Origin of the sequence: Aeromonas sp. D3 (genome assembly GCF_027705025.1) — a bacterium.
Taxonomy (GTDB): domain Bacteria; phylum Pseudomonadota; class Gammaproteobacteria; order Enterobacterales; family Aeromonadaceae; genus Aeromonas; species Aeromonas salmonicida.
On the sequence record NZ_JAPDBE010000012.1, the window covers coordinates 84,453 to 106,339 of the forward strand.

General features: G+C 52.8%; 28 protein-coding genes. 8 read left to right on the forward strand and 20 right to left on the reverse strand.

Features of this window, described 5'->3' with window-relative positions; genetic code table 11:
* Positions 1-104 precede the first annotated feature (104 nt).
* The 16 genes from OKC28_RS09595 to OKC28_RS09670 form a co-directional block, all read right to left on the reverse strand.
* Positions 105-401, reverse strand: a complete 297-nt coding sequence (locus tag OKC28_RS09595) for a hypothetical protein (protein ID WP_270688950.1) — start codon at positions 399-401, stop codon at positions 105-107.
* A 30-nt stretch (positions 402-431) separates the two neighbouring features.
* Positions 432-773 carry a hypothetical protein gene (locus OKC28_RS09600; protein WP_270688952.1) on the reverse strand — a complete coding sequence of 114 codons (342 nt, stop codon included), beginning with the start codon at positions 771-773 and terminating at the stop codon, positions 432-434.
* Position 774: 1 nt separating this feature from the next.
* On the reverse strand, positions 775-1,317 hold the full coding sequence (locus tag OKC28_RS09605; RefSeq protein WP_270688954.1) for a hypothetical protein: 543 nt from the start codon (positions 1,315-1,317) through the stop codon (positions 775-777).
* A 28-nt stretch (positions 1,318-1,345) separates the two neighbouring features.
* Positions 1,346-1,672: a type IV toxin-antitoxin system YeeU family antitoxin gene (locus OKC28_RS09610; protein WP_270688955.1), complete on the reverse strand. Its 327-nt coding sequence runs from the start codon at positions 1,670-1,672 to the stop codon at positions 1,346-1,348.
* Entirely contained in the window at positions 1,669-2,031 is a 363-nt protein-coding gene (locus tag OKC28_RS09615; RefSeq protein WP_160880372.1) for a hypothetical protein, read from the reverse strand. Before OKC28_RS09615 ends, OKC28_RS09610 begins: the two co-directional genes overlap by 4 nt.
* 175 nt (positions 2,032-2,206) lie before the next feature.
* The gene (locus OKC28_RS09620) at positions 2,207-2,422 is read right to left on the reverse strand and encodes a hypothetical protein (RefSeq protein ID WP_270688958.1); all 216 of its coding nucleotides are present in this window, start codon (positions 2,420-2,422) and stop codon (positions 2,207-2,209) included.
* Positions 2,422-2,916: a hypothetical protein gene (locus OKC28_RS09625; RefSeq protein ID WP_270688960.1), complete on the reverse strand. Its 495-nt coding sequence runs from the start codon at positions 2,914-2,916 to the stop codon at positions 2,422-2,424. The genes OKC28_RS09620 and OKC28_RS09625 overlap by 1 nt, the downstream gene beginning before the upstream one ends.
* A gap of 153 nt (positions 2,917-3,069) precedes the next feature.
* A complete protein-coding gene (locus OKC28_RS09630) occupies positions 3,070-3,408 on the reverse strand; it encodes a hypothetical protein (RefSeq protein WP_270688962.1) in 339 nt (112 codons plus the stop codon).
* Positions 3,409-3,432: 24 nt separating this feature from the next.
* Positions 3,433-3,624: a hypothetical protein gene (locus tag OKC28_RS09635; protein WP_270688964.1), complete on the reverse strand. Its 192-nt coding sequence runs from the start codon at positions 3,622-3,624 to the stop codon at positions 3,433-3,435.
* Positions 3,621-4,118 (reverse strand): RadC family protein, encoded by a 498-nt coding sequence (gene radC / locus OKC28_RS09640; RefSeq protein ID WP_270688966.1) that lies wholly within the window; start codon positions 4,116-4,118, stop codon positions 3,621-3,623. The genes OKC28_RS09635 and radC overlap by 4 nt, the downstream gene beginning before the upstream one ends.
* 91 nt (positions 4,119-4,209) lie before the next feature.
* The gene (locus OKC28_RS09645; RefSeq protein ID WP_270688968.1) at positions 4,210-4,518 is read right to left on the reverse strand and encodes a hypothetical protein; all 309 of its coding nucleotides are present in this window, start codon (positions 4,516-4,518) and stop codon (positions 4,210-4,212) included.
* The gene (locus OKC28_RS09650; RefSeq protein WP_034165701.1) at positions 4,493-4,921 is read right to left on the reverse strand and encodes a hypothetical protein; all 429 of its coding nucleotides are present in this window, start codon (positions 4,919-4,921) and stop codon (positions 4,493-4,495) included. The genes OKC28_RS09645 and OKC28_RS09650 overlap by 26 nt, the downstream gene beginning before the upstream one ends.
* 10 nt (positions 4,922-4,931) lie before the next feature.
* Positions 4,932-5,360, reverse strand: coding sequence for a DUF2787 family protein (locus OKC28_RS09655; RefSeq protein WP_034165700.1), 429 nt, complete (start codon positions 5,358-5,360; stop codon positions 4,932-4,934).
* A 33-nt stretch (positions 5,361-5,393) separates the two neighbouring features.
* Positions 5,394-5,957 (reverse strand): lecithin retinol acyltransferase family protein, encoded by a 564-nt coding sequence (locus tag OKC28_RS09660; protein ID WP_270688972.1) that lies wholly within the window; start codon positions 5,955-5,957, stop codon positions 5,394-5,396.
* Positions 5,958-6,041: 84 nt separating this feature from the next.
* Entirely contained in the window at positions 6,042-6,728 is a 687-nt protein-coding gene (locus OKC28_RS09665) for a hypothetical protein (protein ID WP_270688974.1), read from the reverse strand.
* A 17-nt stretch (positions 6,729-6,745) separates the two neighbouring features.
* The gene (locus OKC28_RS09670) at positions 6,746-7,111 is read right to left on the reverse strand and encodes a hypothetical protein (RefSeq protein ID WP_270688976.1); all 366 of its coding nucleotides are present in this window, start codon (positions 7,109-7,111) and stop codon (positions 6,746-6,748) included.
* Between the two features lie 271 nt (positions 7,112-7,382).
* Here OKC28_RS09670 and OKC28_RS09675 point away from each other — a divergent pair, with 271 nt between their 5' ends.
* From OKC28_RS09675 to OKC28_RS22980, 7 genes are all read left to right on the forward strand, one after another.
* Positions 7,383-7,727 (forward strand): helix-turn-helix domain-containing protein, encoded by a 345-nt coding sequence (locus OKC28_RS09675; protein ID WP_034165696.1) that lies wholly within the window; start codon positions 7,383-7,385, stop codon positions 7,725-7,727.
* A gap of 262 nt (positions 7,728-7,989) precedes the next feature.
* Positions 7,990-8,760, forward strand: coding sequence for an RNA polymerase sigma factor (locus OKC28_RS09680; RefSeq protein ID WP_034165695.1), 771 nt, complete (start codon positions 7,990-7,992; stop codon positions 8,758-8,760).
* The gene (locus tag OKC28_RS09685; RefSeq protein ID WP_227341029.1) at positions 8,760-9,329 is read left to right on the forward strand and encodes a hypothetical protein; all 570 of its coding nucleotides are present in this window, start codon (positions 8,760-8,762) and stop codon (positions 9,327-9,329) included. The genes OKC28_RS09680 and OKC28_RS09685 overlap by 1 nt, the downstream gene beginning before the upstream one ends.
* A 2-nt stretch (positions 9,330-9,331) precedes the next feature.
* Positions 9,332-12,715: a UvrD-helicase domain-containing protein gene (locus tag OKC28_RS09690; RefSeq protein WP_270688983.1), complete on the forward strand. Its 3,384-nt coding sequence runs from the start codon at positions 9,332-9,334 to the stop codon at positions 12,713-12,715.
* 84 nt (positions 12,716-12,799) lie between these two features.
* Positions 12,800-13,549 (forward strand): multiubiquitin domain-containing protein, encoded by a 750-nt coding sequence (locus tag OKC28_RS09695; protein ID WP_034165691.1) that lies wholly within the window; start codon positions 12,800-12,802, stop codon positions 13,547-13,549.
* Positions 13,524-14,705, forward strand: coding sequence for a ThiF family adenylyltransferase (locus OKC28_RS09700; RefSeq protein WP_034165690.1), 1,182 nt, complete (start codon positions 13,524-13,526; stop codon positions 14,703-14,705). The genes OKC28_RS09695 and OKC28_RS09700 overlap by 26 nt, the downstream gene beginning before the upstream one ends.
* A gap of 77 nt (positions 14,706-14,782) precedes the next feature.
* Positions 14,783-15,157, forward strand: coding sequence for a DUF6527 family protein (locus OKC28_RS22980; RefSeq protein WP_237753739.1), 375 nt, complete (start codon positions 14,783-14,785; stop codon positions 15,155-15,157).
* Between the two features lie 460 nt (positions 15,158-15,617).
* On the opposite strand, the gene OKC28_RS09705 is transcribed toward OKC28_RS22980, so the two are convergent.
* Both OKC28_RS09705 and OKC28_RS09710 read right to left on the reverse strand, forming a co-directional pair.
* A complete protein-coding gene (locus tag OKC28_RS09705; protein ID WP_270688986.1) occupies positions 15,618-16,592 on the reverse strand; it encodes a YagK/YfjJ domain-containing protein in 975 nt (324 codons plus the stop codon).
* Positions 16,593-16,992: 400 nt separating this feature from the next.
* Entirely contained in the window at positions 16,993-17,196 is a 204-nt protein-coding gene (locus tag OKC28_RS09710) for a helix-turn-helix transcriptional regulator (RefSeq protein ID WP_024945106.1), read from the reverse strand.
* Positions 17,197-17,646: 450 nt separating this feature from the next.
* On the opposite strand from OKC28_RS09710, the gene OKC28_RS09715 reads away from it, so the two are divergent.
* Positions 17,647-19,071 carry a hypothetical protein gene (locus OKC28_RS09715; RefSeq protein WP_270688988.1) on the forward strand — a complete coding sequence of 475 codons (1,425 nt, stop codon included), beginning with the start codon at positions 17,647-17,649 and terminating at the stop codon, positions 19,069-19,071.
* Between the two features lie 400 nt (positions 19,072-19,471).
* Here OKC28_RS09715 and OKC28_RS09720 read toward each other — a convergent pair whose 3' ends face one another.
* On the reverse strand, positions 19,472-20,689 hold the full coding sequence (locus OKC28_RS09720; RefSeq protein ID WP_201355378.1) for a tyrosine-type recombinase/integrase: 1,218 nt from the start codon (positions 20,687-20,689) through the stop codon (positions 19,472-19,474).
* Between the two features lie 233 nt (positions 20,690-20,922).
* Complete coding sequence (locus OKC28_RS09725) at positions 20,923-21,555, reverse strand: LysE family translocator (protein ID WP_059169461.1); 633 nt, start codon at positions 21,553-21,555, stop codon at positions 20,923-20,925.
* Positions 21,556-21,887 lie beyond the last annotated feature (332 nt).

Genomic DNA, 21,887 nt, shown 5'->3' on the forward strand with positions numbered 1-21,887 from the left:
ATAAGACGGGTCATGTTCGGTGAACTCCAATGATGCAAAGGGCCAGCCTGTGAGGGCTGGCCCTTTATGTTGTTTGTTGATGAGCGATGAGATGGTCGCGGTGGCTAGCCGTTGTAAAACAGGATGTAGTTCACACCGACCAGCTGGGCGGCAGTGAGCAAGGGTTGTAGTGCTGGCGGGATGTCATTGAGCTCCATGGCCAGGTTCAGGGTGAACTCATAGGCGAAGCCATCCTTCACACCGACATGTTCATGGGAGGCCCTTTGCTTGACCCATTGCCATACTGGCACTAGGTCTGCGTCATCGTAATCGCCGATGATGGAACTCATGGCGACATCCAGCATCTGCATCACCGAATGGCCTGCCAGTGGGTCCGGCGTTGCAGGGAGGGTGTTGGTCATTACATCGCTCCTTGTTGTCTGGGCTGTGCGTTACATCTGATTGATAACAGGCTTGCAATTGAGACGGTCCAGCAGGTGTAGCGAGCCGTACGGGGCTACCAGTCGGTCTATGGCCATCTGGGCGCAGTCTGTTCTGCTGGGCTTATTCTCGGGGATTGCGTAACGAGCGGTGAGCCAGCCGCCGAGCAGCGCGATGCGATAGCCGCTCGGGATATGGGTGAGCGACGTCCCTATCCCCCTCCCGTGAATGAGGAAGGGCACAGCCTGGCCGCCGATGTCGATATCCATGCGCTGGCCCTTGAGCTCAAAGGTGGTGAGCTCGCCAGTTTGCGGATGTTTGCCGTGTACCTTGATGGTGATGTTCTTCGCCATTTCACACCTCCGGCTTAGCTTCAAAGTGACGTGTCACAACGCCCGCCTCTGGGTCGATGCTGATAAACGCCGGGGCTTGCGGGTGGTACTGGTAGAGCCGCGCCAGTTCGGCACGAAACGCCTCGACGTTCGGTGCAATCACATGGCTGGTATCCCCTTCGGCGTAGGTAAAGGTTTCCAGCTTCTCGGTGTGAATCCAGATGCCGAAATACCAGGCGTCTTCCTCGGTATCGTATTGTTGCCAGCCCTGGGCTAGCAGCGTCCGGTCGTAGTAGTAACGGTCTGCCTGATGGCTGCCACGGTCGATGCGGCAACCCGTCACGGTGAGCTCAAGCGGGATACGCCCTACCTTCAGAGCCTTCTTGACTCGGCGCAATGTGTGCCGTGCCTTGGCCTTCTCTTTGCGCGGGTCGTAGGGGTTCAGCTTGCTGTCCACGTAGTTGAGGATCCCCTCGGCATTGGCGGCTGTATTGTGCGTCAGCGTGTGCAGCAGGGCGGTGACTTCACGGCGGGCCAGTGTGCCCACGTGATAGAACTTGTTCATGATACTTATCCTTGAAACAAACACCCCGCTAGTTAGCGGGGTGGTAGATGTCGAGGTAGAGGTAGCCGTAGCTGCGCCTCGGACTGGCTTCACACACCCAGCCCTTGTGTTCAAGGCGAAACACCTCGTCCATGTCGGTGCATATCTGGTATGCCTTGGCCATCTTGGTTAACTCACGCAGGAAGTGCGGCAGCACTGTGTCGCACTCGGCCCGCCACGCCTCGTCTGGCTCGCCGTACATACCGGCACGGTCACCCAGGAAATCAACATAACCACGTTGCAGAATGGCTCGAGCCCCCAGCTTGGGCAGGTTCGGGGTGCCCAGTCCCCATGTCATGTGCTCGACGATGCTCATGTGTGGCTGCTCCAGTTTGGGTTGTCGTTGGTGCCATGGTTGAAGTAGGCACCCACAATGGTGCGTCGCCACTCTCCAACGGGATAGCCGAGGTCGTTGCACTCACGCTCCCACCACGCAAAGTTAATCTCGCGGGGCAGGTTGTCCACCATGTCCAGTGGACTCACGAACAGCGTGGTCTTGTGCATCGTTGGCACGGGCTTGATCTTGTCGGGGCCAGTGCGCTTGCCGGTCTCGTCATAGTCGTGTGCCCACTTCGGGAAGGTGAGCTGATAGGTAATGAGCCTATGCAAATCGCTATGTGCGCTCATGGCCTGAGCGACTGCGACCTGAGTGAAGCTATCGTTGAATTCGATCATGATGTTTATCCATGAAACAAAAAGAGCCACCAGAATGGGCAGCCCATGATTGAACCCTCCCTTTAGGGTGGGGATTAGTTCCTCTGCAGCGGGGTGACGCCGTCCCACGGTTCGTTCTCCCACACCTTGAATAGCCTCAGCCAAGTGGCCTAGCTAAAGCTATCGTTGAACGTAATCATTGTTGTTTCTCCATTTCCGCTGGTACACGGTAAGCCGCTGCCAGCAGCGCAAATTGTTCGACCAGGTAACTGATGCTAATGCCCAGTTCATCGCTTACCTCATCTCCCAGAAGGTGATGCAGGTGTGCCATGTCATCGGCGATGCGTTGAACCAGGTGGGCTGTTGAGCTCGGTGGTGAGCTTGTCACTGTTAGGGTGATGGAGAGATCCATCACATCTCTCCCCAAGGTGCTTGCTCCCACAGTGACAACCGGGTCAGCACGTCTTGTGCCAGCGCTTGCTGCAACTGCTGTATAACCTTCACTAGCCGGGGAGCCAGCTCGGGGCTCCCGCTCCATTCGCTCGATTGGTACAGGGCACAGCAGGTGAATTTGTACAGCGCCACCAGTTCGGCATCGGTGAGTGGTGCCTGATGGTAACGATGGGCAGGTTTAAGCGGCCCCAGCTTGGTCGAGCGGTGCTGGCGTGGTTCATTGCGCCCCAGCTGATAGCGATGCCAGACTGCCCGACGATTGGCGAGCATCATCAGTCGTGCCAGCCGGTCTACCCGCCACGTCCAGGTGCTGGTGACATCCGCTGGCGAGTTCCACCAGAGGGAGCGCAGCAACTCAAGGGTGTAGTGCGGTGGCATGGGGGCATTGCAAAAGCGGTGCAACTGCACGGCAAAGGCAAGGTAATCCTTGCGATCGATCATGAAAGCAGACATGGGAATAGCTCCTTGAAATGCAAAAGGCCACCTGTAGTGAGGTGGCCTTGCTGGGGGGATCGGAATATCCGGATCATGGTGTTGGCGCGGATGATCCGGGTGATCGGGTGGAAACGTGATCGGCATGAATGTTATTGGGCGATCGACGGTTCGTTATTGGTGATCCTGGAGTGTGTCGGGGAGAGCCGCATCAAACAGAATGGCGTAAATCGCACAATCAATGCCGTTGACGGCATCGCGATGCGGGTAATAGGGCGGTACGTCTCGGGAGCGCTCAAAGTAGTCACCAAAGCAGCTGAGACACTCGCGTATCTCTACGGTGGAGCCCTGCAGCAAGGTCTCTTCAAACTGCTTGGCATAACCCTCGTCGTCACGGGCCTTGGTGACGGCCTTCTCCAACAATGCCTGCGCATCCTCGTTGCAAGCGGCTGCCAGCCCATGGCGCAGCTTCTCGAGGGTTTCCTCAAGGGAATAGGGATTGGGTAATCGCATGGTGTTTGTCCCTTCTTGGCGCGGCTAATTGCGCAGCTGATGCAGCAGCGCATCAATGCCCTCGATGCAGTCGGCCTGGGTGAGTTGGTAACCGTTGGACAGGTGAGCCACGATAGCGGGCGCAGCCTGCATCTCGACGTTGTCTGCAAGCCAGCAACGCAGCTCGAGGAGGATACCGAGGGCGGTGAGGTGGGTTTTGCCTGGGGTCTGGTTCATAGCTGACCTCTTTCGGCCATCGAGACTACACCCTCAGCGCCAACCACCAGATGGTCGAGCAACCGGACATCGATCAGGGCCAAGGCCTCTTTGAGGGCTTGGGTAAAGACCCGGTCAGATTGACTGGGTTCAGGGTCACCGCTGGGGTGATTGTGCACAGCGATGATTGCCCCGCAGTTCAGTAGCAGGGCACGCTTGACCACTTCCCGTGGGTAGATGCTGGCGCTATCGAGGGTGCCACGAAACATCTCCTCAAAGGCCAGTACGCGATGTTGGGAGTCGAGGAACAGTGCCCCAAACACTTCGTGCTCCCGCTCTTGCAGCAGGGTTTGCAGCCGCTCGGCAGCCTCGGTGGTGCTGGTAATGGCGGAACCTTTAGCCAAGCGCTTGCGGGCAATTTGGTTGGCAATACGCAGCAGGTCTTGTTCGGTCACTGGTTCGGTGACGACATAAGTGCCGGGGCATTCCCCGGCTTTCAGCTTGTGGTAACGCATAGTGGAATTCTCCAAATAAACAAAACCCCGGCACGCATGAAGCATGTCGGGGTTAAAGGTAGAGCGGTTGTTGGTTCACTTTGAGGGTAGTTCAGTTGGCCTTGGTGGCGGCTTCTGCTCCTGCTCCGGCTCTAGGGGCACGCTTCACCGGCATCAGCGGTCCGGGGACCAGTATGGTGAGCGGGATAGCGAGTGCCACACTCAGCCGTTCTGCCAGTTGGTAAGCCGGGCCAATGGTGTCGTAGTCAGCAACCCAAGTGGCCAGCCCTAACCCACTGGCCTCCATCGCCCGCAGATAGACACTGTAGCCGTGTACGGTCAGGCCACTGTCACGCACCACCTGCGTCTCGCCATCTCGATTGATGGCTTCCAGCTCAACGGCTATCGGTTGTTTGGGCATCGTGTGCCTCCTCTTGGGGTAAGGGGTCACTCTCCACACGGTAGCCGTGGTGGATGCAGGTACGCTGCAGGTCACTCAGAAAGCTCCCTAGTACACGGGGTTGCTCGGTGAGAGAAACCGGTCCTGCTTGGCAGCGCCAGAAACAGCGACGCGTGGGGTCCACGCATATTTCATCGATAGGCTGGCTCATGGTGCGCCAGTCCTCGGCATTGGTGAGGGAGAGCAGTTGCCACTTCACCCCAGACCAGCGCAGATGCAGCGTGACGGTGCGGGCGTTTAGACTACCTGGGGTCAGGTGCAGCAACCAGCGCTCGCCCTGGCGAGCAGGTATCAGCTTGGCCTTGGCGGCGACTAGCCCTAACCACTGGCGCGAGGTGTGGGACAGAGGCAGTTCGTTAGTCATCACACACCTCCTAATCCCCACTGACCGTGACGGTGAAATACCCCAACTGGGCGTAGCTAATGAAATTGCGCTGCCACAGGGCAAACAGCTCCCGTGCTTCCACGCCGGGCAGTGGTCCCCAGCCTTGCAGATAGTGCTCGTCGCAAGAGAGGTTGAAGTCGAGCTCTTTGCAGAGCTCGGCATCCTGGCCTAGCCCCTGGTAACTGAAGTCGGTGATGTAATCGAATACCCAGCCGTGCAATCCCCGAATAAGCCGCAGCTCTACCGGATGGACGCCACCCGTCTCGGCACTGTAGCCGGGGCTGCGAAAGTTAAAAGTCAGGGTCGAGAGGTCGGTGAGGTCGAGCTGTTGTTCCCGCACGACGCTGCGCAGTAAGTCAGGCAGCTCGGGCGAAATCGGCAGGGCCATCCCTGCCAAGTGAAATGGCATGGTTATCATGGAGTGTCCTTTTTGTATCGAGGGTGAGAACCATTAATCCCTGAACCAGCGCCAGGCGCGGTAGAGGCCGTAGGTGGCTGCCAAGGGGGCCGCCAGCGAGGTGGCCGAACTCCCAAGCAGCGCACCGACTGCGGCGGTCACAGCGGTAGTTGCTGATGGGTTCAGTGCCGTGCTGGTGGCCATGCCAGGCAGGGCTGCAAGGGTGGGCTGATGGGCCACAGTGCGAAGCGCCTGATGTGCGATACATCCCGTGGCAATGAGCTGGTTAATCTGCTTGCTGTAGTGAAAGCCCTCGATACACCAGAGCACGAAGTGCTCGCAGTTGTTAAAGAGCGTGCTGTAGTGCGCCTCTCCAAGACGGGAGTAAGCGCGGTCGATACTCTCCTTCCGGTTGAACGCTCGTGCGCGATGGTGCTGGATGCGATAGCCCCGCCCTTGGCTAAACTCGGCAAGGGTGGTGATAGCTATCTGACCGGAATGTATACCGGCACTGGCCCCCTGGTAGTGGATGACCTGATGGTCCCCCAGATAGAGACCGTGGTGCTGGTAACCGGTGCGGGGGGAAACGAGGTGGTCCCCTGATTGTGGTAATGGCATGAACAGTTCCTTAAATAAAATGCGGCATAAAACAGAGGGCACCCGAAGGTGCCCTGATGGTGATGAATGTGTGGTGGCTGGTGGTCAGGATTGCTTGCGCAGCGTCAAGCTGTTGGCATCCCATACCCAGCGCTGACGAGGATTGCCGGGCAGGTCGAGGAGGAAACCGTTGGGTTCGGAGGTCAGCTTGCCTTCATCACTACAAGTACCAAAAGGCGATGAAAGCATGGTCAATGCCCCCGCCTGAACGACCGCTAACTGATAGAGCACCGGGCATGCCACACCGCCACTGTGCAGCTCAAACAAGACCGCCTGCCCGTTGGCCAGCGGCAAACGGTGCGTGAGTTTGATGGCGTCATATTCATCGGTGCGCAGCAGCACCTCACCCCCATACCGGATCTCGATACTGTCATCGTCATTTTTCACGATGGTCAATGACGTGGTACTTGATGCAGCTGACGCAGGTGCAAAGGAGGGCTCGAAGTAACGACTGCCATCTGAATAGGTCAGCATAAAACCGTTCAGTGAAACCTGCTGGGTGATACTGGGAATGAGCTGTGGCTCATCTTCATCCAGCGGCATCAACATGATGCGTTCCCCTTTCGCGGTCCCTATCCAAAACTGCATGCTGGCGAAATTGAGGGTGCCCTCAACGTTGGCCGGTACCCGTTTAGTGACTGTTGGCACAGTGAATTCAGGCGCAGCCCAGGTCGGTAAAGCAAACAGCGATAACCATGTGCACCACAGTGCCAGTCTGATTTTTTCTGTCATGTCACTCTCCAGACAAATTATTCAATGGTGTAAGAGGCATTGCCCAGATTGGTGAAGAGGGTCACCTCTCTCAATCGGCACGGCTCGGTCATGACCAGCCGCCAGCTTTCGGTGTAATTGAGCTTGAGTGGGAAATGGGTTCCTCCCACCGACCCCATCAAGTCATTGCGCAGCATCACCCGGCATTTACTCTTGCCGCCATTAATCAGCACTTTCTGAATGGTAACTTGATCGTTGAGCGAGGTGACGCGTATCTGTGGTCTTCCGATGGCGGTGTACTCCACTTCCAGACTGAACTCGGGGCCATTAGCGGATGCAGTATCGCAAGCGTTCAGTAATAGGCCACAGGCCAGCAGCAAGGGATAAAGCAGTGTGCGATTCATGATCTCTCCTTAATAAAAATGGCAAAAGGATGCCTGACCGACGAGGTGAACCTCTCGGCCTAACGGGTGCAAACGTAATGAGTTAATGGTGGTGCGGGCTGATAGCCAAATGCCACCAAGTGGATGGAGTGAGGTTAGGTCGTGTCGAACTCCTTTCGATGTTGGGGTGACTATTTCAATAAATTAGATCTAATGGGATGATCCTCATCGCAAAGGGTCCTTAATGTCAATAAAAGTCCATAGTCAACTATCAGGGTTGATTGGAGGACTTATGACAAACATCAACTCTGAAGAGCTGGCCAAGAGCGTGGGCAAAGCGATTGGGCGCCAACGCCAGCAGGCGGCGCTGACTCAGGAGCAAGTGGCAGAGCACTTGAAGATAGGTATGGAAGCCGTCTCCCGAATGGAGCGAGGCCTCGTGGTGCCGACCGTCGTGCGGCTCGCTGAGCTGGCTCAGCTGTTTGGCTGTGAGCTTGCAGACTTTCTGCGTGAGACCAGCAACCGCCCCACCGAACAAGGCATTGTGCTCAGCCAGCAGTTGGCCAAACTCGATACAGCTGACAGAGCGCTGGTGCTGGAGGTGGTTGATAAGCTGGTAGCACGACTGGCGCCTTAATGACTCACAGTGCGCATCGATGACAGACCGATGGGATACTAGGACCGATAACTTGGGAGGCCGCAATGGCGTTCCCAAGCGGACTTACGGCGATCTTTGCTTGGTGTCTCCTGATGATATCTATCTGAGATTGTATTCAATCGCACTGACTGCGATGATAAGCTCTGTACGGGTACTTATAGCGTAGTAATACACCTAAATTACTTTACCTTAGCGTCCTTTACTAAAAGGGCCGGAGTATAAATAAAACAGAGGAATATCTGTGGTTCGCCCTCTTCGCAAAAGCAAACTTGATGGAACCTTGTACTCCCGTCGTGAAATTGTTGAAGCTGAAATTCAAGAGTTGGCAACCGTTAGCCAAGCGGAACTTGAATACAGAACGTCAATTCTCTCACCTACCGATCCCTGCTTTGTTTCATCAGAAGCATTAGTGCATCTTGTTCGGAATTTGGAAGAAGGGGGGCATCGAAAGAAGCTAATCGAATTCTTACTCCAACGAGTTTACTATCGTCTTCCTCGCGCTGAAAATTCAGATGAATCAACCCTCTCACTTACCAAGGCAAACATCCGAGATGATGTTGTAGACCGATTCATCGATCTATTACTTAGTGACAGGTCGTCGTACGACGACCGGCTGGACTACTACGAGATCAACTTCAATTCGGCCATCGCGAAAGACCGTGCGGATGCTAGCAATCGCCATTGGAAGCATGAAAATCGGAGTGAAGAGTTATTCACAGATGATGTATCTCTTGCTGCTGGGGCAGCAATCAGCGGCTATGATCCTTTTGACCCTCACGATCTCGATCAAAAATCTTACCGGCTACAGCTCGACAATGCGATTGATGGTCTACCTGAAATCCAAAGAAGAATCATCGAAATGCTCCTTCAAGACATTCCCATCGACTCTCAAGAGCCCTCTGCCGTTACCATAAGCAAAGCGTTGGGCAAGAGTGAGAAGACTATCCGTACACACCGTGACAAGGCCTTTGCAACTTTACGATTGCGCCTTGAACGCAAGGGGAAACAGTGATGACTAAGCGTTCGCCTATTTCTAGCGAAGACGTCATGAACGCTTTCGCGATGGATTTCGAGCCTAAGACTGACATCCTCAAACAGTATCTAGCTGACTATCCCCAGTTTGCTGCCGATCTTGTCGATCTTGCCAGAGAGCTTTCTCGGGAAATCGACGAGGACCTTCCGTTGAGCGTGCAAGAGCTTGCCGCCATAAGCGCTAAAATGGATCGGCTCCGCGAGTCCACAGTCACGGTAGAAACGCTGCAGACTGCTTCGCCAAAGATCTTCGCTGCCGCAGCCAAAGCTCTCGGATTACCCATACAAGTCGGCGTCGCCATTCGCGAGCGACGAATAGATGTTGCGACGCTGCCAAGCCGGTTTCTCACACGTTTAGCGAACGAGTTACAAACATCAGTAACTGTTATTCAGTCATTTCTCCTTTTGCCTGCGCAGGTCTCATCAGTTCGTTCAAACAAGTCCGATGACAAACCCGCCTTAGCCGAAAAAGTCCCGCTTGAACGCCTTTTAAGAGAGGCGGGAATGGATGAGGCAAGCATTTCAAAGCAACTGCTCGACGATGAGTGACCATGGACCCAATAGAACTTGCTCGACAGTACGCGAAACACTTGCATGATGAAGCTGTCCAACACGGCAGCGATCCATGGTCTCCTTATCGGTTCGCCGAAGACATAGCGGAGAAGCTGGGCATCTTGGTTGAAAGATGCGTCCCCGGTGCTTCAATCCTCGATGGGGCACGCGCAACGTTTGATGCCGCCTTGCCGCTGATTGTTCATGAGGACTTAGGAACTCCGTTCGAGCAAGCCTTTCTCGTAGCTCATGAAGTCGGGCACGCCGTGCTTGGCGACGGTGAGGAAGAGGAAGGGTCAGCATTTCAAATCGATCCAACACGAACCTCTGAGGTCTCGCCAGTTGGGATAGAGCGAGTGGTCGATTACAGCCGACGGCAGCGCCGAGAAGTCCAGATGGACCTCTTCGCGAGAGAGTTGCTGTTGCCAAGGTCGCGAGTCTTCGACTTGCACGTCACTCAAGGGAAGACCTGTTCGGAGATTGCAAACCGGTTGGGGGCTCCCTTCGAGGTCATCGCACAGCAGATGCTTGATGCGCTTTTGCTCCCCCCAGTGCCAGTAGTTGCAGCAGAAGCGCCTGTCGAAATTCCACTCAACGAGAAGCAACAAACAGCAGCCAACCATCGCGGGGCTGCGTTCCTTCTCCAAGCAGGGCCAGGCACCGGGAAGACCCGTACGCTGGTGGCGCGAGTTGAGAGCTTATTGGATGAGGGGGTTGATCCAAGACGTATCCTTCTCCTAACCTTCTCGAACAAGGCTGCTGCGGAGATGTCCGAGCGGATTGCGCTGAAGCGGCCAGCGGAAGCCGCAGCTCTTTGCATCGGAACCTTCCATAGCTTTGGCTTGGACATCCTCAGACGATTTAACGATCGATGTGGCCTTCCGGTCGATCCCCGCCTAATGGACCGAACCGAAGCAGTAGAACTGCTTGAAAACGAATTTCCTCGGCTAGGTCTGACCCACTATCGCAATCTTTACGATCCATCCCAGACAGCTGCGGATATCCTGACCGCGATCTCACGAGCCAAGGATGAAGTTGTTGATGCGGCGGCCTATCTTGCGCTAGCCAATGCAATGGCTAACGCGGCGAGTAACCCGAGCGAAGTGGAGGCTGCGGAGAAAGCAACAGAAGTCGCCAAGGTCTACGCTTGCTATGAAGAGCTCAAAACACTCGCTCAATGTGTCGACTTTGGCGACCTAGTTATGCGCCCGGTTCAACTACTGGAGAGCGATGAAGCCGTTCGAAGGCAGTTGCAGAGCGACTATGACCACATTCTGGTCGACGAGTATCAGGACGTTAACCACAGTAGCGTTCGGCTTCTTACGACACTGAAGCCGTCAGGTAATAACCTCTGGGTGGTGGGGGACGCCAAGCAGTCAATCTATCGGTTCCGCGGCGCCTCTTCGTTCAACATGGCCCGATTCGGTTGCCAAGATTTCCCTGGAGCGGTACGGGACAGCCTGAAAATCAACTACCGTTCCACCCCTGAAGTTGTCCATGCTTTTTCTGCTTTTGCTGCAGGTATGTCCGCAGTTGATGGAGAAGAGGCCCTTGAGGCGGATAGAGGCCCAAGCGGAACGCTGCCCGAAATCATCACAGTGAACAACGCCCCCCTGCTGACTTCGGCCATCGCTGATGGCATTCAAGAGCTTAGTAAGTCGGGCTATCGGTATCGGGACCAGGCAGTTCTTTGCCGGGGTAACGATCGACTTTCGGAAATTGGACGTGAGCTCGAGCGCGCCGGCATTCCAGTGCTTTTCCTAGGCAGCCTGTTTGAGCGCCCGGAAGTAAAAGACCTTGTCGCGGTGCTATCACTACTTGTGGATCGGCGCGCGATGGGGATGATTCGGACGGCTTGTTGGCCAGAATTCGCCATGAGTTTGGAGGATGTAGTTTGTGTCTTTGAACATTTACGAGGTACCGACGCGGAACCTGGCGCTTGGCGACTTAGCATTCCAGCTGAACTGACACCTGCTGGTCAGGCAGCTCTGTCTTACCTCAATGCAGCTCTTGCAGGCTTCGACGCGACCTCCCAACCTTGGATCGTGCTGGCAACCCTTCTGCTCGACCGGACTAGACATGCTGCCCGCATTGCGTCTTCAGCCTGCGTCTCGGACCAGGCTCAGGGCATCGCAATCTGGCAGTTCATGAACTTCGTTCGGGCGCAGCCGAACGGCCAGGGTCTCCCGATCCAGCGGCTTTCTGATCGCGTGAGGAGACTGCTGCGCCTTCGGGACGACAGAGATTTGAGGCAGCTACCCACGGCAGCCCAGGGGATTGATGCGGTTCGCCTGATGACTATCCATGGCTCGAAAGGGTTGGAATTTCCAGCGGTTCACATTGCCGGCGTCAATAAGGACTCCATCCCAGGGGCACTTCGGACATCAAAGTGTCCCCCACCTGCAGGCATGGTCGCAGGTGGTCAAGGGAGTGCAGAGGACATTGCACGGGCGGCTCACAACGAAGAGCAGGAGTGCTTGTTCTACGTCGCAATGTCCCGGGCGAAGACACGCTTGGCGTTTTACGGAGCGACCTCAACATCGAATGGGCGTGCTAGGCCGCTATCGCAGTTCCTGGATCGCATTGGTCCAGCTCAACGGCGTGCCGTCACGCCTACTACGGTATTACCTCCTGCCCCGGACGATACGCAAATACCCATCGTCTTCTCGGGAACCCCGCGGTTCAGCTCAGATGCGGTCGCGCTTTACGAATCGTGTGCACGGCGATTCCTCTACACACACTTGCTTCAGGTGGGTGGCCGGCGCTGCATGAGTTCATTTATGCATATGCATGAAGCGATTCGTGAGGTCTACCGGAAGATCGTCGCGCAGGGCAGCTCTAGTGCTGAGTGGGAGGATCTGCTTTCTCAGGCCTTCGCGGCTCAGGGGCTTCATGAACATGGCTATTTCGATGACTACCGTGAGATAGCCTCCACCATGCTCCAATACTTCCAAGCATCGAGGGCTGGCGCGCAGGTTGAAGCTCCGACCCCGCTGCGAATTGTATTAGACGGCCATGAGATCGAAGTAACACCGGATGATGTTATCGTGAAAGACGGAAAGCGGGCCATACGTCGGGTAAGAACTGGCCATGCGCCCAGCCGTGACAGCAAGGACGTCGGTGCAGCTGCATTTGTACTAGCGGCCCAAGCGGAGTTCCCGGGTGCCGAGCTGGAACTGGTCTACCTAGCTGATGCTGAAAGCAAGCCGTTGAAACTCAGCCCCAAAGAGTTGAGCAATCGCCAAGAAAAATTGGGCGAGATTTTCCGCGGCATCCGAGGCGGCCAGTTCCCAACAAATACTTCGGACGCCACTTGCCCGAACTGCCCGGCCTTTTTCGTGTGTGGCGCAGCCCCCTATGGAACCCTCTTAAAACAATTCTGAAAAAAGTTTACCGGCGGCAGTCACTGGGTCCGATTAGAGAGTTGAAGGCAGAACAAACTCTGTCGCAACACTTTAGAGGACCATATGAAAAACTATCCGTTTGACGACGTTGGTGACGCGATCCGTGAGGATCGTCCACTGCGAGAGGCCGGCGCCTATCGCATCCGCTTCGGCTTGGAAGGACTGACCTTCCGCAACATCGACGTGCCTGACCCGGTACCCACCGGTCGGCAAATCTTGGACAGCGCGGGGCTCGATCGCCGAAGCGACTATCTACTCTACGCACTTCTCACCTCGGGCGATTTTGAGGACGTCCGTCTCGACGAGACAGTGGATCTGCGAGGCAAGGGGGCTGAGCGCTTCATTGCATTCAAGTCCGACCGAGCCTTCAAGTTCTCCTTGAACGATCGCCAGATGGCCTGGGGTCACCCGGAGCTGTTGGGCAGCGTTTTGTATGACCTAGCCGACGCCTCGCCCGAAGAGGCCATCTTCTTGGAAGTACGGGGCGGCGAAGACATCCTCATCGAGCCGGATGACAGGATCAATCTCGACAGCCCTGGCATTGAGCGGTTTATCACCGCCCTCAAGCCGCAAAAGGGCTACGTCATCGTAGTCAATGCTGTCGAGGAGATTGTGCCGGACAAGCATGTCACCTTCGAGCAGGTGGTCAAGTTGTCCCATCCAAACGCGCCGGCAGAGACCAACGTCAAGTTCTCGATGACATACCGCAATGCTGCCTCGCACCCCCATGCTGGTGAACTCGCTGAGGGTGGCTCCGTTGAAGTCAAAAAACAGGGGACAATTTTCAATGTCACACGCACTGTTCAGTCTTAATGCCGATCTGGCCCGGCTGCGTACGGAGGGCTACTTCGTTCGCATTCAGGGGAGTCTCCTAGTCATGCTGGAAGTGCCCTATGTCGACGCTCAATGTCGTGTGCGTACCGGCACGCTGGTGTCCAACCTTGACTTGGCTGGGGATCGGACGCGCAAACCAGAGACACACGTAATCCACTGGGACGGCGACTTCCCCTGCAGCGCGAATGGAACGCCCTTGCCAGGCATTTCCCATGCGTCGCCCAACACCGACCTCGGTTACGGGCTCACCGCAAGGCACAGCTTTTCCAGTAAACCCAATCCGGATGGCTACCCGGACTATTACACTAAGATGGCTACCTACGCGACCATCTTGGCCGGCCCTGCGGCCGTCCTGCAGCCCGGAGTCAGCCCACGGCTGATCCGTGGTGCTGACGATGAGAATGAGCCCAGCGTCTTCAACTATCTCGATACAGCATCCAGCCGGGTAGGCCTAGGCGCGCTATCTAGCAAGCTGGAAGGTGAGGTGGTGGGCATCCTCGGCGCTGGTGGTACCGGTGGGTACATCCTCGATCTGGTCGCGAAAACGCCGGTGAGGGAAATCCGGATCTTCGACGATGACGATTTTCTTTCCCACAACGCGTTCCGCGCGCCCGGGGCTCCATCGCTCGAAGAGTTGCGGGACGCCCCCAAAAAGGTGCACTACCTGAAGGGCATCTATGAACGGATGCATCGCGGGATCGTGGCCCACCCCGTGAAGATGAAAACGGAGACGCTGGGGCTGCTTGACGGCATCACATTTGCGTTCATCAGCATGGACGCGGGTGAGGAAAAGCGGGCCGTGGTGGCGAAACTCGAAGCACTTGGTGTGCCATTCATCGACGTCGGGATGGGGCTTGAACTTAGCAACGGTAGCTTGGGCGGCATTCTGCGGGTGACAACGAGCACGCCGGCGAAACGCGAGCATGTCCACGCAGGGCGAATTTCTTTCGCTGGTGGCGGAGGTCAGGACGTGTACGCATCCAATATCCAAGTGGCCGACCTTAACGCCTTGAATGCTTGTCTCGCAGTCGTGAAGTGGAAAAAGCTCTGCGGATTCTATCGCGACCTAGAGAGCGAGCATCACAGCACGTACACGACCGATGGGAGCATGCTGCTCAACGGAGATCAAACATGATTCGCTATCAGACTCTGGAACATCGTTTTGTGCGAAATGTTCCACGCGAGCTGGAGCCAGGCATCTTGTATATCTCGATGGACTATGCAACCGCAGTGCACTCATGCTGCTGCGGTTGCGGGGACCGCGTGGTGACCCCATTCACCCCGACCGACTGGCGAATGACGTTCGATGGAGAGTCCATCTCGCTCCAGCCCTCCGTAGGCAACTGGAATCAGAAATGTCGGTCGCATTACATCATTCAGCGAGGACGTGTTTTAGAGTCGGGACCTTGGTCGCAAGGCCAGATAGAGGCGGAACGCTTACGCGACAAAAAAGCCAAAGCAGCACATTACCGTGTCTTGAATGAATCATGTACTGAGTTGTCGAATGCTATTCCTCCCCGAGAACAGTGTTCTCCTGCCCAGTCAATTAGTATCTGGGCTCGACTTAAAGCATGGCTTCAACGCTGACTGTAGATTTAGAGCGATAAGCTTACAATCAGTTTCGAAAGTGCCGAGGGGGTATCGTTTAACATTGATTCGGATTAGCCGGTGAATTTCATCCTCTGCTTGAACCGATATGGGAGCACTCCAATCTTGAAGAGCTTACAGCGATGAGACTTATGTAGCATCGCTGTAGCTATTCTCTGGTCTGTACTTGGAAGAAATTCGGGTCGAGGAAAAGGCACTGGTTAGTGCGCTCGTACAGGAGCTGGCTGATCAAGAAAAACAGGTGAGGACTATCGCGTTAGCCCCCTAGTTCGACCATACATTGGTTAAGCAGTAAGCCTGCTACTCTGCATTGTCTACCAGCAAGTGATCAAATCTATCACACCGTTGACAAGGCCCAGCGTCCTAAAGCGTATAATGTGTCCTTTCCATACCAACCAACTTGACCACGACAAAAAGAAGGACAGAATATCCCTTAAAACTATCGACTCTCCTCCTCTCTCCTTGGCCTGCCAAGGCGAGGTTGGCGTGATGGTCTCTCCATACGCCCGAAGGTCCGACGACCGGCTGGCAATATTGCCAGTATTTGCGTATCCAGCTTGGTCAGATAACTCAGCGCATTAATCAGGTGTATACGCTTGACTGTATCGCTGTAGTGCACCATCCCAATCCCATCAGTACCCCATCTCTGATATTCCTCCCGTCTGACCTGGCAGTTGTAATAGATCCCGTTATTGTCGGTTATATCCTCCCACAGCTCCCCTATCGCTCTACTCAGCGAGATATCTTGTTGGTGTACAGCCCCATTAAAAATGAACGTAATGTGGGTATGGAAACGTCTATCAATACCGTACTCCAGTTTCCAGATATAGCCTACCAACGCAGGATATTTGTTCTGTATTCGACGAAGGTAACAACGCAGGTTATTCGTCACGAGGTCTAGCGTGAGCTGGTCGTAGTAGTCTTCGTGATAGCCGATATCCAATCGGATGACTAATAGCTTGGCATGCTGGTCGAATAGGCTATTAACATACGTCGCTATACTGCACTGATTGCGGCTCTGAACGCGTTTGAGGTTATTGAGGCGCTTACGGTGCGCCTTACTCTTGAGCTCTCTTAGAAACGCATACAGCGCGTTATTGATATCCCTGGCTAATTCGTCACCGACATCACTATCGAGAGATCTCTCATGGATGAGGTGCAATCCATAAACCTCTCGCATATGCGTTAGGAATAGCGCTACCGTTGGATGCGCTGACGATACCTCCTCATGACAATAAAAATAATCACACACGGTATCCAACGCATTAAAGAGTTTGGTTGATTGCCTACGGTCAATGCAAGTGATGCGTGACTTACCTGGGGCTGAATCAACAGCCCTGACAATAGGAAGCGTTGTATTTTGGAGCAGGTCTGTTATGGATAGGATATCTAATAGTCTGACTGAATTAAACATGGTGGCCTCGCTTAGGCAGGAGTAACCCTACGCTGTGTTATAGACACACGCGTATATAGGGGCGATTGGTGGAGTGGTATTGGCTAACTATGCTGGTGGTAGCATGACCACCACATGGGAGTGGTGTAATGGTACGCGATAGTGGTAATGGTAATGGTTATTGGGTGTATATGGGTGGCTGTACATAGCGTAGGAATAGTATTAAATAGAAGTGATAATAAATAATAAATAATAAATAATAAATAATAAATATACCTAAACGTGATACGCCTGCCTCACCTACGAAAATACCAAAAACATATATAAGAGGAAATGGCTATTTCCATAACCCATGAGCCTATCAAGACATGATTTATAACACTGGAAGTTATGGAGCTCACTAAGGATGAAAAAAGTGTATTCAAGACTGGCTTCTACCAATAAGCCAGCTATCAACATCGTGCTCAAACCAGCCAATAGAGGACTGACCTATCTTGAAAGGTTTAGGAAATGTCTCGTCATAACGAGGAGACTTGGGGTTAAGCCAGTCATAGATAGTAGACCTGGCCATGCCAATCTTGTTGGTGAGGTCTTTGATGCGCAGGACTTTGATGGTGTTGTTCATGGTGTACTCCTGATGATGTAGTGGGTTGTTTCATCAGAAGAGCGAGCCAGTTAAAAAAAAGATGGTAGTTCAGCGAGCTGAGTGGTCATGATGCCAAATACAAGTATGTGCCTTCATATTGGTAACTTTCTATGGTTTGGAATGGTCACCCTCTCGGTGCACATATGTAGCGATAGCCGGAGTAATAGCCATACAGGTAGGAGCATGCACATAGCCCATGAAGGATGATTGAAAACTCAAAAGAGTTTCGCTTTGCCATGCAAAGTCACCTCCCATGTTAAGTGTGATCATGGTTGTGTATCGTGATTTACAGCTAAGTGTGCAACTGTAGCCATCTAGATGTCTGCGCTTGCTTCTTTGCATTTTTATCGTGATATTCAGGCGGAGTTATGGTTATTTGATAGACAAGTAATTCATCATCACAGCTAGTGACGTAAAAGGAGAAAACTCATGACTGACGAAATTGATGTGATAGCAAAAGAAGAAAGGAGGATAGTAGATAAGGGCGAAACAGAAGAAATAATTAAAAAGTTTTCAATTTATGAGTATAGCGATTCCCTACTGAAAGCAGCTCAAAGAAATAGAACTTATGCCCATATTGCAGCTACGATAAGTAGAGGCCTTATGCTCAAAACATCTGAAATTGATGACTATAGACTTCGTTTTATAAAATCTTTTGGGGTGGATCGGCGCCATTACCTGAAAAGAAGTCGGATTGTTTCGGGTGACGCTGATTTCTTTGAACGAATTTTTATGTTGCTTAGATATATTGGGACTATTCGAAAATACAGTTACTACCATTTACCTATGATTGGTCGGCGGATTTTTGAAATAAGTAATCTGGAAGAAGAGCAGAGTGTTAGTAAGGCGTTCGAATTAATAAAGGATAGAATGGCAAGTCAAAAGGATTTATTGCCTGTGTATAGTGCGGCACAGAAGAAAGAGATTAGAAAAATACTTAGAAAACTAATTTTGTCAAATATTAATGCATTTATTTCAGATGAAGACTTTGGGAGGCGTTTCAATGTGCACCCTGCAGTGCCATACTTTATTAAAGCTATAAAGTTTCATAGACTGTCAATTGATGGTGATATTGATTTCAATGAATATTACTCAGATGATGTTATTGGTGGGTTGGTAAGCTTTCTTAACGTTGTCTTTGACTCGAACAGCTATAAAGAAAGTGTAAGGGTGAGAGTGTTTAATGTTGAGCAAAATATTAAATCCATCTTTGGCTACGTAAAAGAAAAAGAGGAAGGAAAAGCTCATTATGTGGTCAGATTTAGTTTGGGTTTCAAACCAGAGATAGAGAATATGTATGCTGAAGATGATGACATCCATATCGAGTCTAGTAATGTAGCTACACAGCCTGAAACAAAAGGCTTGGATAAGGAACCATTGAAAATTGCTTCCCAAGCCGAAGGCTTCAAAGATAAGCTAGAAGAGTTAGTAGAAGGACGGCGCAAGCTTTTCATAAACTGCTCGAGAAATCCATTGTTTAGGCATGTAGATGGATATATTTGGAAGTTGGACTATTGCTCTATCAGAGGATACTACATGCATGTTTTTTTGTTTTTAGGTCGAGGGTGGGAGCATAAACTTGACATAAGAGAGACGATCGGGCAGCTCTGGAAAAGTACTATCATAAAAGACGGCGAAGGGGATGTTTTTGCTTATCCTGGAGATCGGTATGAGTTTAATTTGATGGATGGTGTTAATAGTAGTCATGCTTTATATGAAGAGTTAGAATCTCTATTTAGGCAGGATATTTTAGCCCATGTGGACACAATCCTTTCAAATGGTAAAAAAGCACGTTCTTTTGGTAAGGGAGCGCAACGCAAGCCAGTAAGGAATAGATCTAAATATAAATTTTAGCAACAGCCTAAGGATTAAAGTAAATCCACAAAATTTAGCAATGGATTACTCAAGTACGCTAAAAAACTAAATTCGCAGCTTTTGGCGTTATACTTTCATGGCTCGAGCGAAGTATTGCTCATATCTGTGCTTTCTGGCTGGCCAGAGGCGATAAGGCTGAGCATTCCAAGTGGCAAAGGGTCTATCAGGATCACCGGCAGCAGACCACCTGACAGGCAAGGCTAATGGCTAGGGAAGGCGCCGCATCAGCTTTGTGCTCATCAGGTGGCTGCGTAGCATAACGGAGCAGACAACAAGATGGCACTAGCTGTACAGGCTGGGTAAAAATACATGGAGGGTAAACCCGGTGTACCCTCCATAGGCACAGTCTACAAATCACTGAAGAAAGTGCTGTGCTCCCCTACCCCACTTGTAGATGCACAATATTGTCTGGCGGTTGTTCTGATGGTTTTAAAATCCCTCCCCACAACTCCAGCGCCATTTTTTGTTCCGGTAACCGAACCGTATGAACATAGTGAGCCATTACACCGGGTAGAGCATGGCCTAAAATTTGTTCCACGACATGAGGGGCAATCCCAGCCTCGTTTAGGCGGGTCGCCAAGCTCCTTCGCAGATCGTGCCATGTCCAAGGGGCGCTATGCCCGAGCCGCTTCCAAATCCCCCTTCCCCACTGACTTACCGCTTCTGGTCGCTTGAGTTCCCCTAGCAAGTATGGGGATGACTGTGCGGCGGCTGCTTTCAGCAAGGCGTCTATCGTCGGCCGAATAAAATCAGGTATTGGTCTCACGATTTTATTACCTGTTTTTGAGTTAGACGCAGGTACTGTCCATGTACCTTCGGCTAGATTCCATTCTTCGGGTGCTGATAGCCGAGCTTCTTGAGTTCTTGCACCGAACGACAATAGAATCTTGGCCAAATTTCCGTAGTAGCAATATGGACCTAGCTTCTCAGCCCAATCCCATAGTGTTCGCAGTTCTTCTAGCGTCAGAACCCTATCTCGCTTACTTGCTTTTTGCCCAACATCAGCGACGGTCAAGTCATCCAATGCATTACTCACTGCAAACTGTCTGACACGGCAAAACTTCAGAGCATGCTTACAGTTTTGGAAACAATACCCACTAGCCACAGGTGCTACCTTCGAGTATTCGTCAAAGACGCTCAACCAGTGACGAGTATCACAATCTGACAAAGGAAGATCTCCGATACGGGGATAGACCCACTTAGCAAATTGCTGGCGATGCTTCTCACTGTTCGACCTTTTCTTATCGGCGTGATGACAGAGCCAATACTCGAGTGCATCTTTAACCGTGACAGGCTTAAGCCTTTCATCTTTCCCGATCCTAGTCATCAAGGCGGGATCATTGCCCTCTTCCAACCAAGCTCGACATTGCGCCGCCTTTTTCCTTGCCTCGGAAAGCGACAGCCCCCCCTCTTGGCCGGTATAGGATCCCAGAGTCAGATTTTTTGCCTTGCCTAAAATTCGATAGCGGTACACAAAGCTGACTTTTCCGCTATTCCTCCACAGAACAGATAGCCCATCCCTGTCTGCAACCTTTCTGGGTGTATCATCATCGTGACCACGCAGCATTGCTTTGAGTTTTGAATCTGAGATTGCCATTTTGAACCCACACCTGAACCCACACCTGTCTTATATACCCTAAGATGGCTTTAGACAAGAAAGGTCATTTTAAAGATAAAAATCATATAGATAGACTACACTCGTGAGCGACATCAAACAGTATTAGACAGATAGTGTGATAATACGGCATGAACTGATCTCGGTCAGATCTGCTGCAGTGCAGATGAAGGCGTATTCCAGCAATGGGATACGCCTTTTTCTATGGCTGCCATTTACTCGCTGGCAAGCTTGATGCCCAGCCCCACGAACAAGCCCCCCATCAGACGGTTGAGCCAGCGCCCCAGCCGGGCAGGCAAGCTCACCCTGCGGCTCGCATAGGCAGTCGAGAAGGCCAGCAGGTGGCACCAGATCATGCCGTTGAGGTTGAAGATGCAGCCAAGCAGAATGAAGGCCAGCGCCTTCTGTGGCGCATCTGGGGCAATAAACTGGGGCACAAAGGCGAGGAAGAAGAGCGCGACCTTGGGATTGAGCACATTGGTCAGCAACCCCTGCCGAAATATCCGGCCATAGGAGAGTACAGGCAAGGCCACAGCCTCGTTAGTAGCAGGAGGCGTCTTGGCCCCTTGCCAGAACATGGAAAACCCCAGGTAGACCAGATAGAGCGCCCCCATCAACTTGATGACGGTGAACAGCTCAGCCGAGGTGCTCAGCAAAGCCGACAACCCTAGTGCAGCCGCCAGAACATGCACCATGGTGCCCGTCCCAATCCCCAGCGCAGCGACTGAACCCGCCCGCCAGCCCTGAGAGCCGCTGCGCAGCATGATGAGCAGAGAATCAGGCCCAGGCATCATGTTCAACAACAAACCAGATACAATAAACAACGCCAGATCGTGGATCCCCAACATACACAGCTCCTTGTTCGTGAAAGAGACAGTCTATGGATCCCATGTCTCTTGTCATCCCCCGTAGCAGCAATAGTGATTATCAACGGAGGGAGTAGCCGAGGCATCACAACTTTGGCCAAATAGGGATCCGAGGATAAAAAGAGGAAATCATCAAACTGAACGCGAAGGGAAGGCGAATTATTTGGACAATGCCTTGTACAGAAATGCAAAAACCGGCGGGAGGAAATCTCAAATAATAAAAAAACCCCGCTCGATGAGCGGGGTTTTTCGTGTTGGGTGCCTGGCAGTGTCCTACTCTCGCATGGCGAATGCCACACTACCATCGGCGCTAC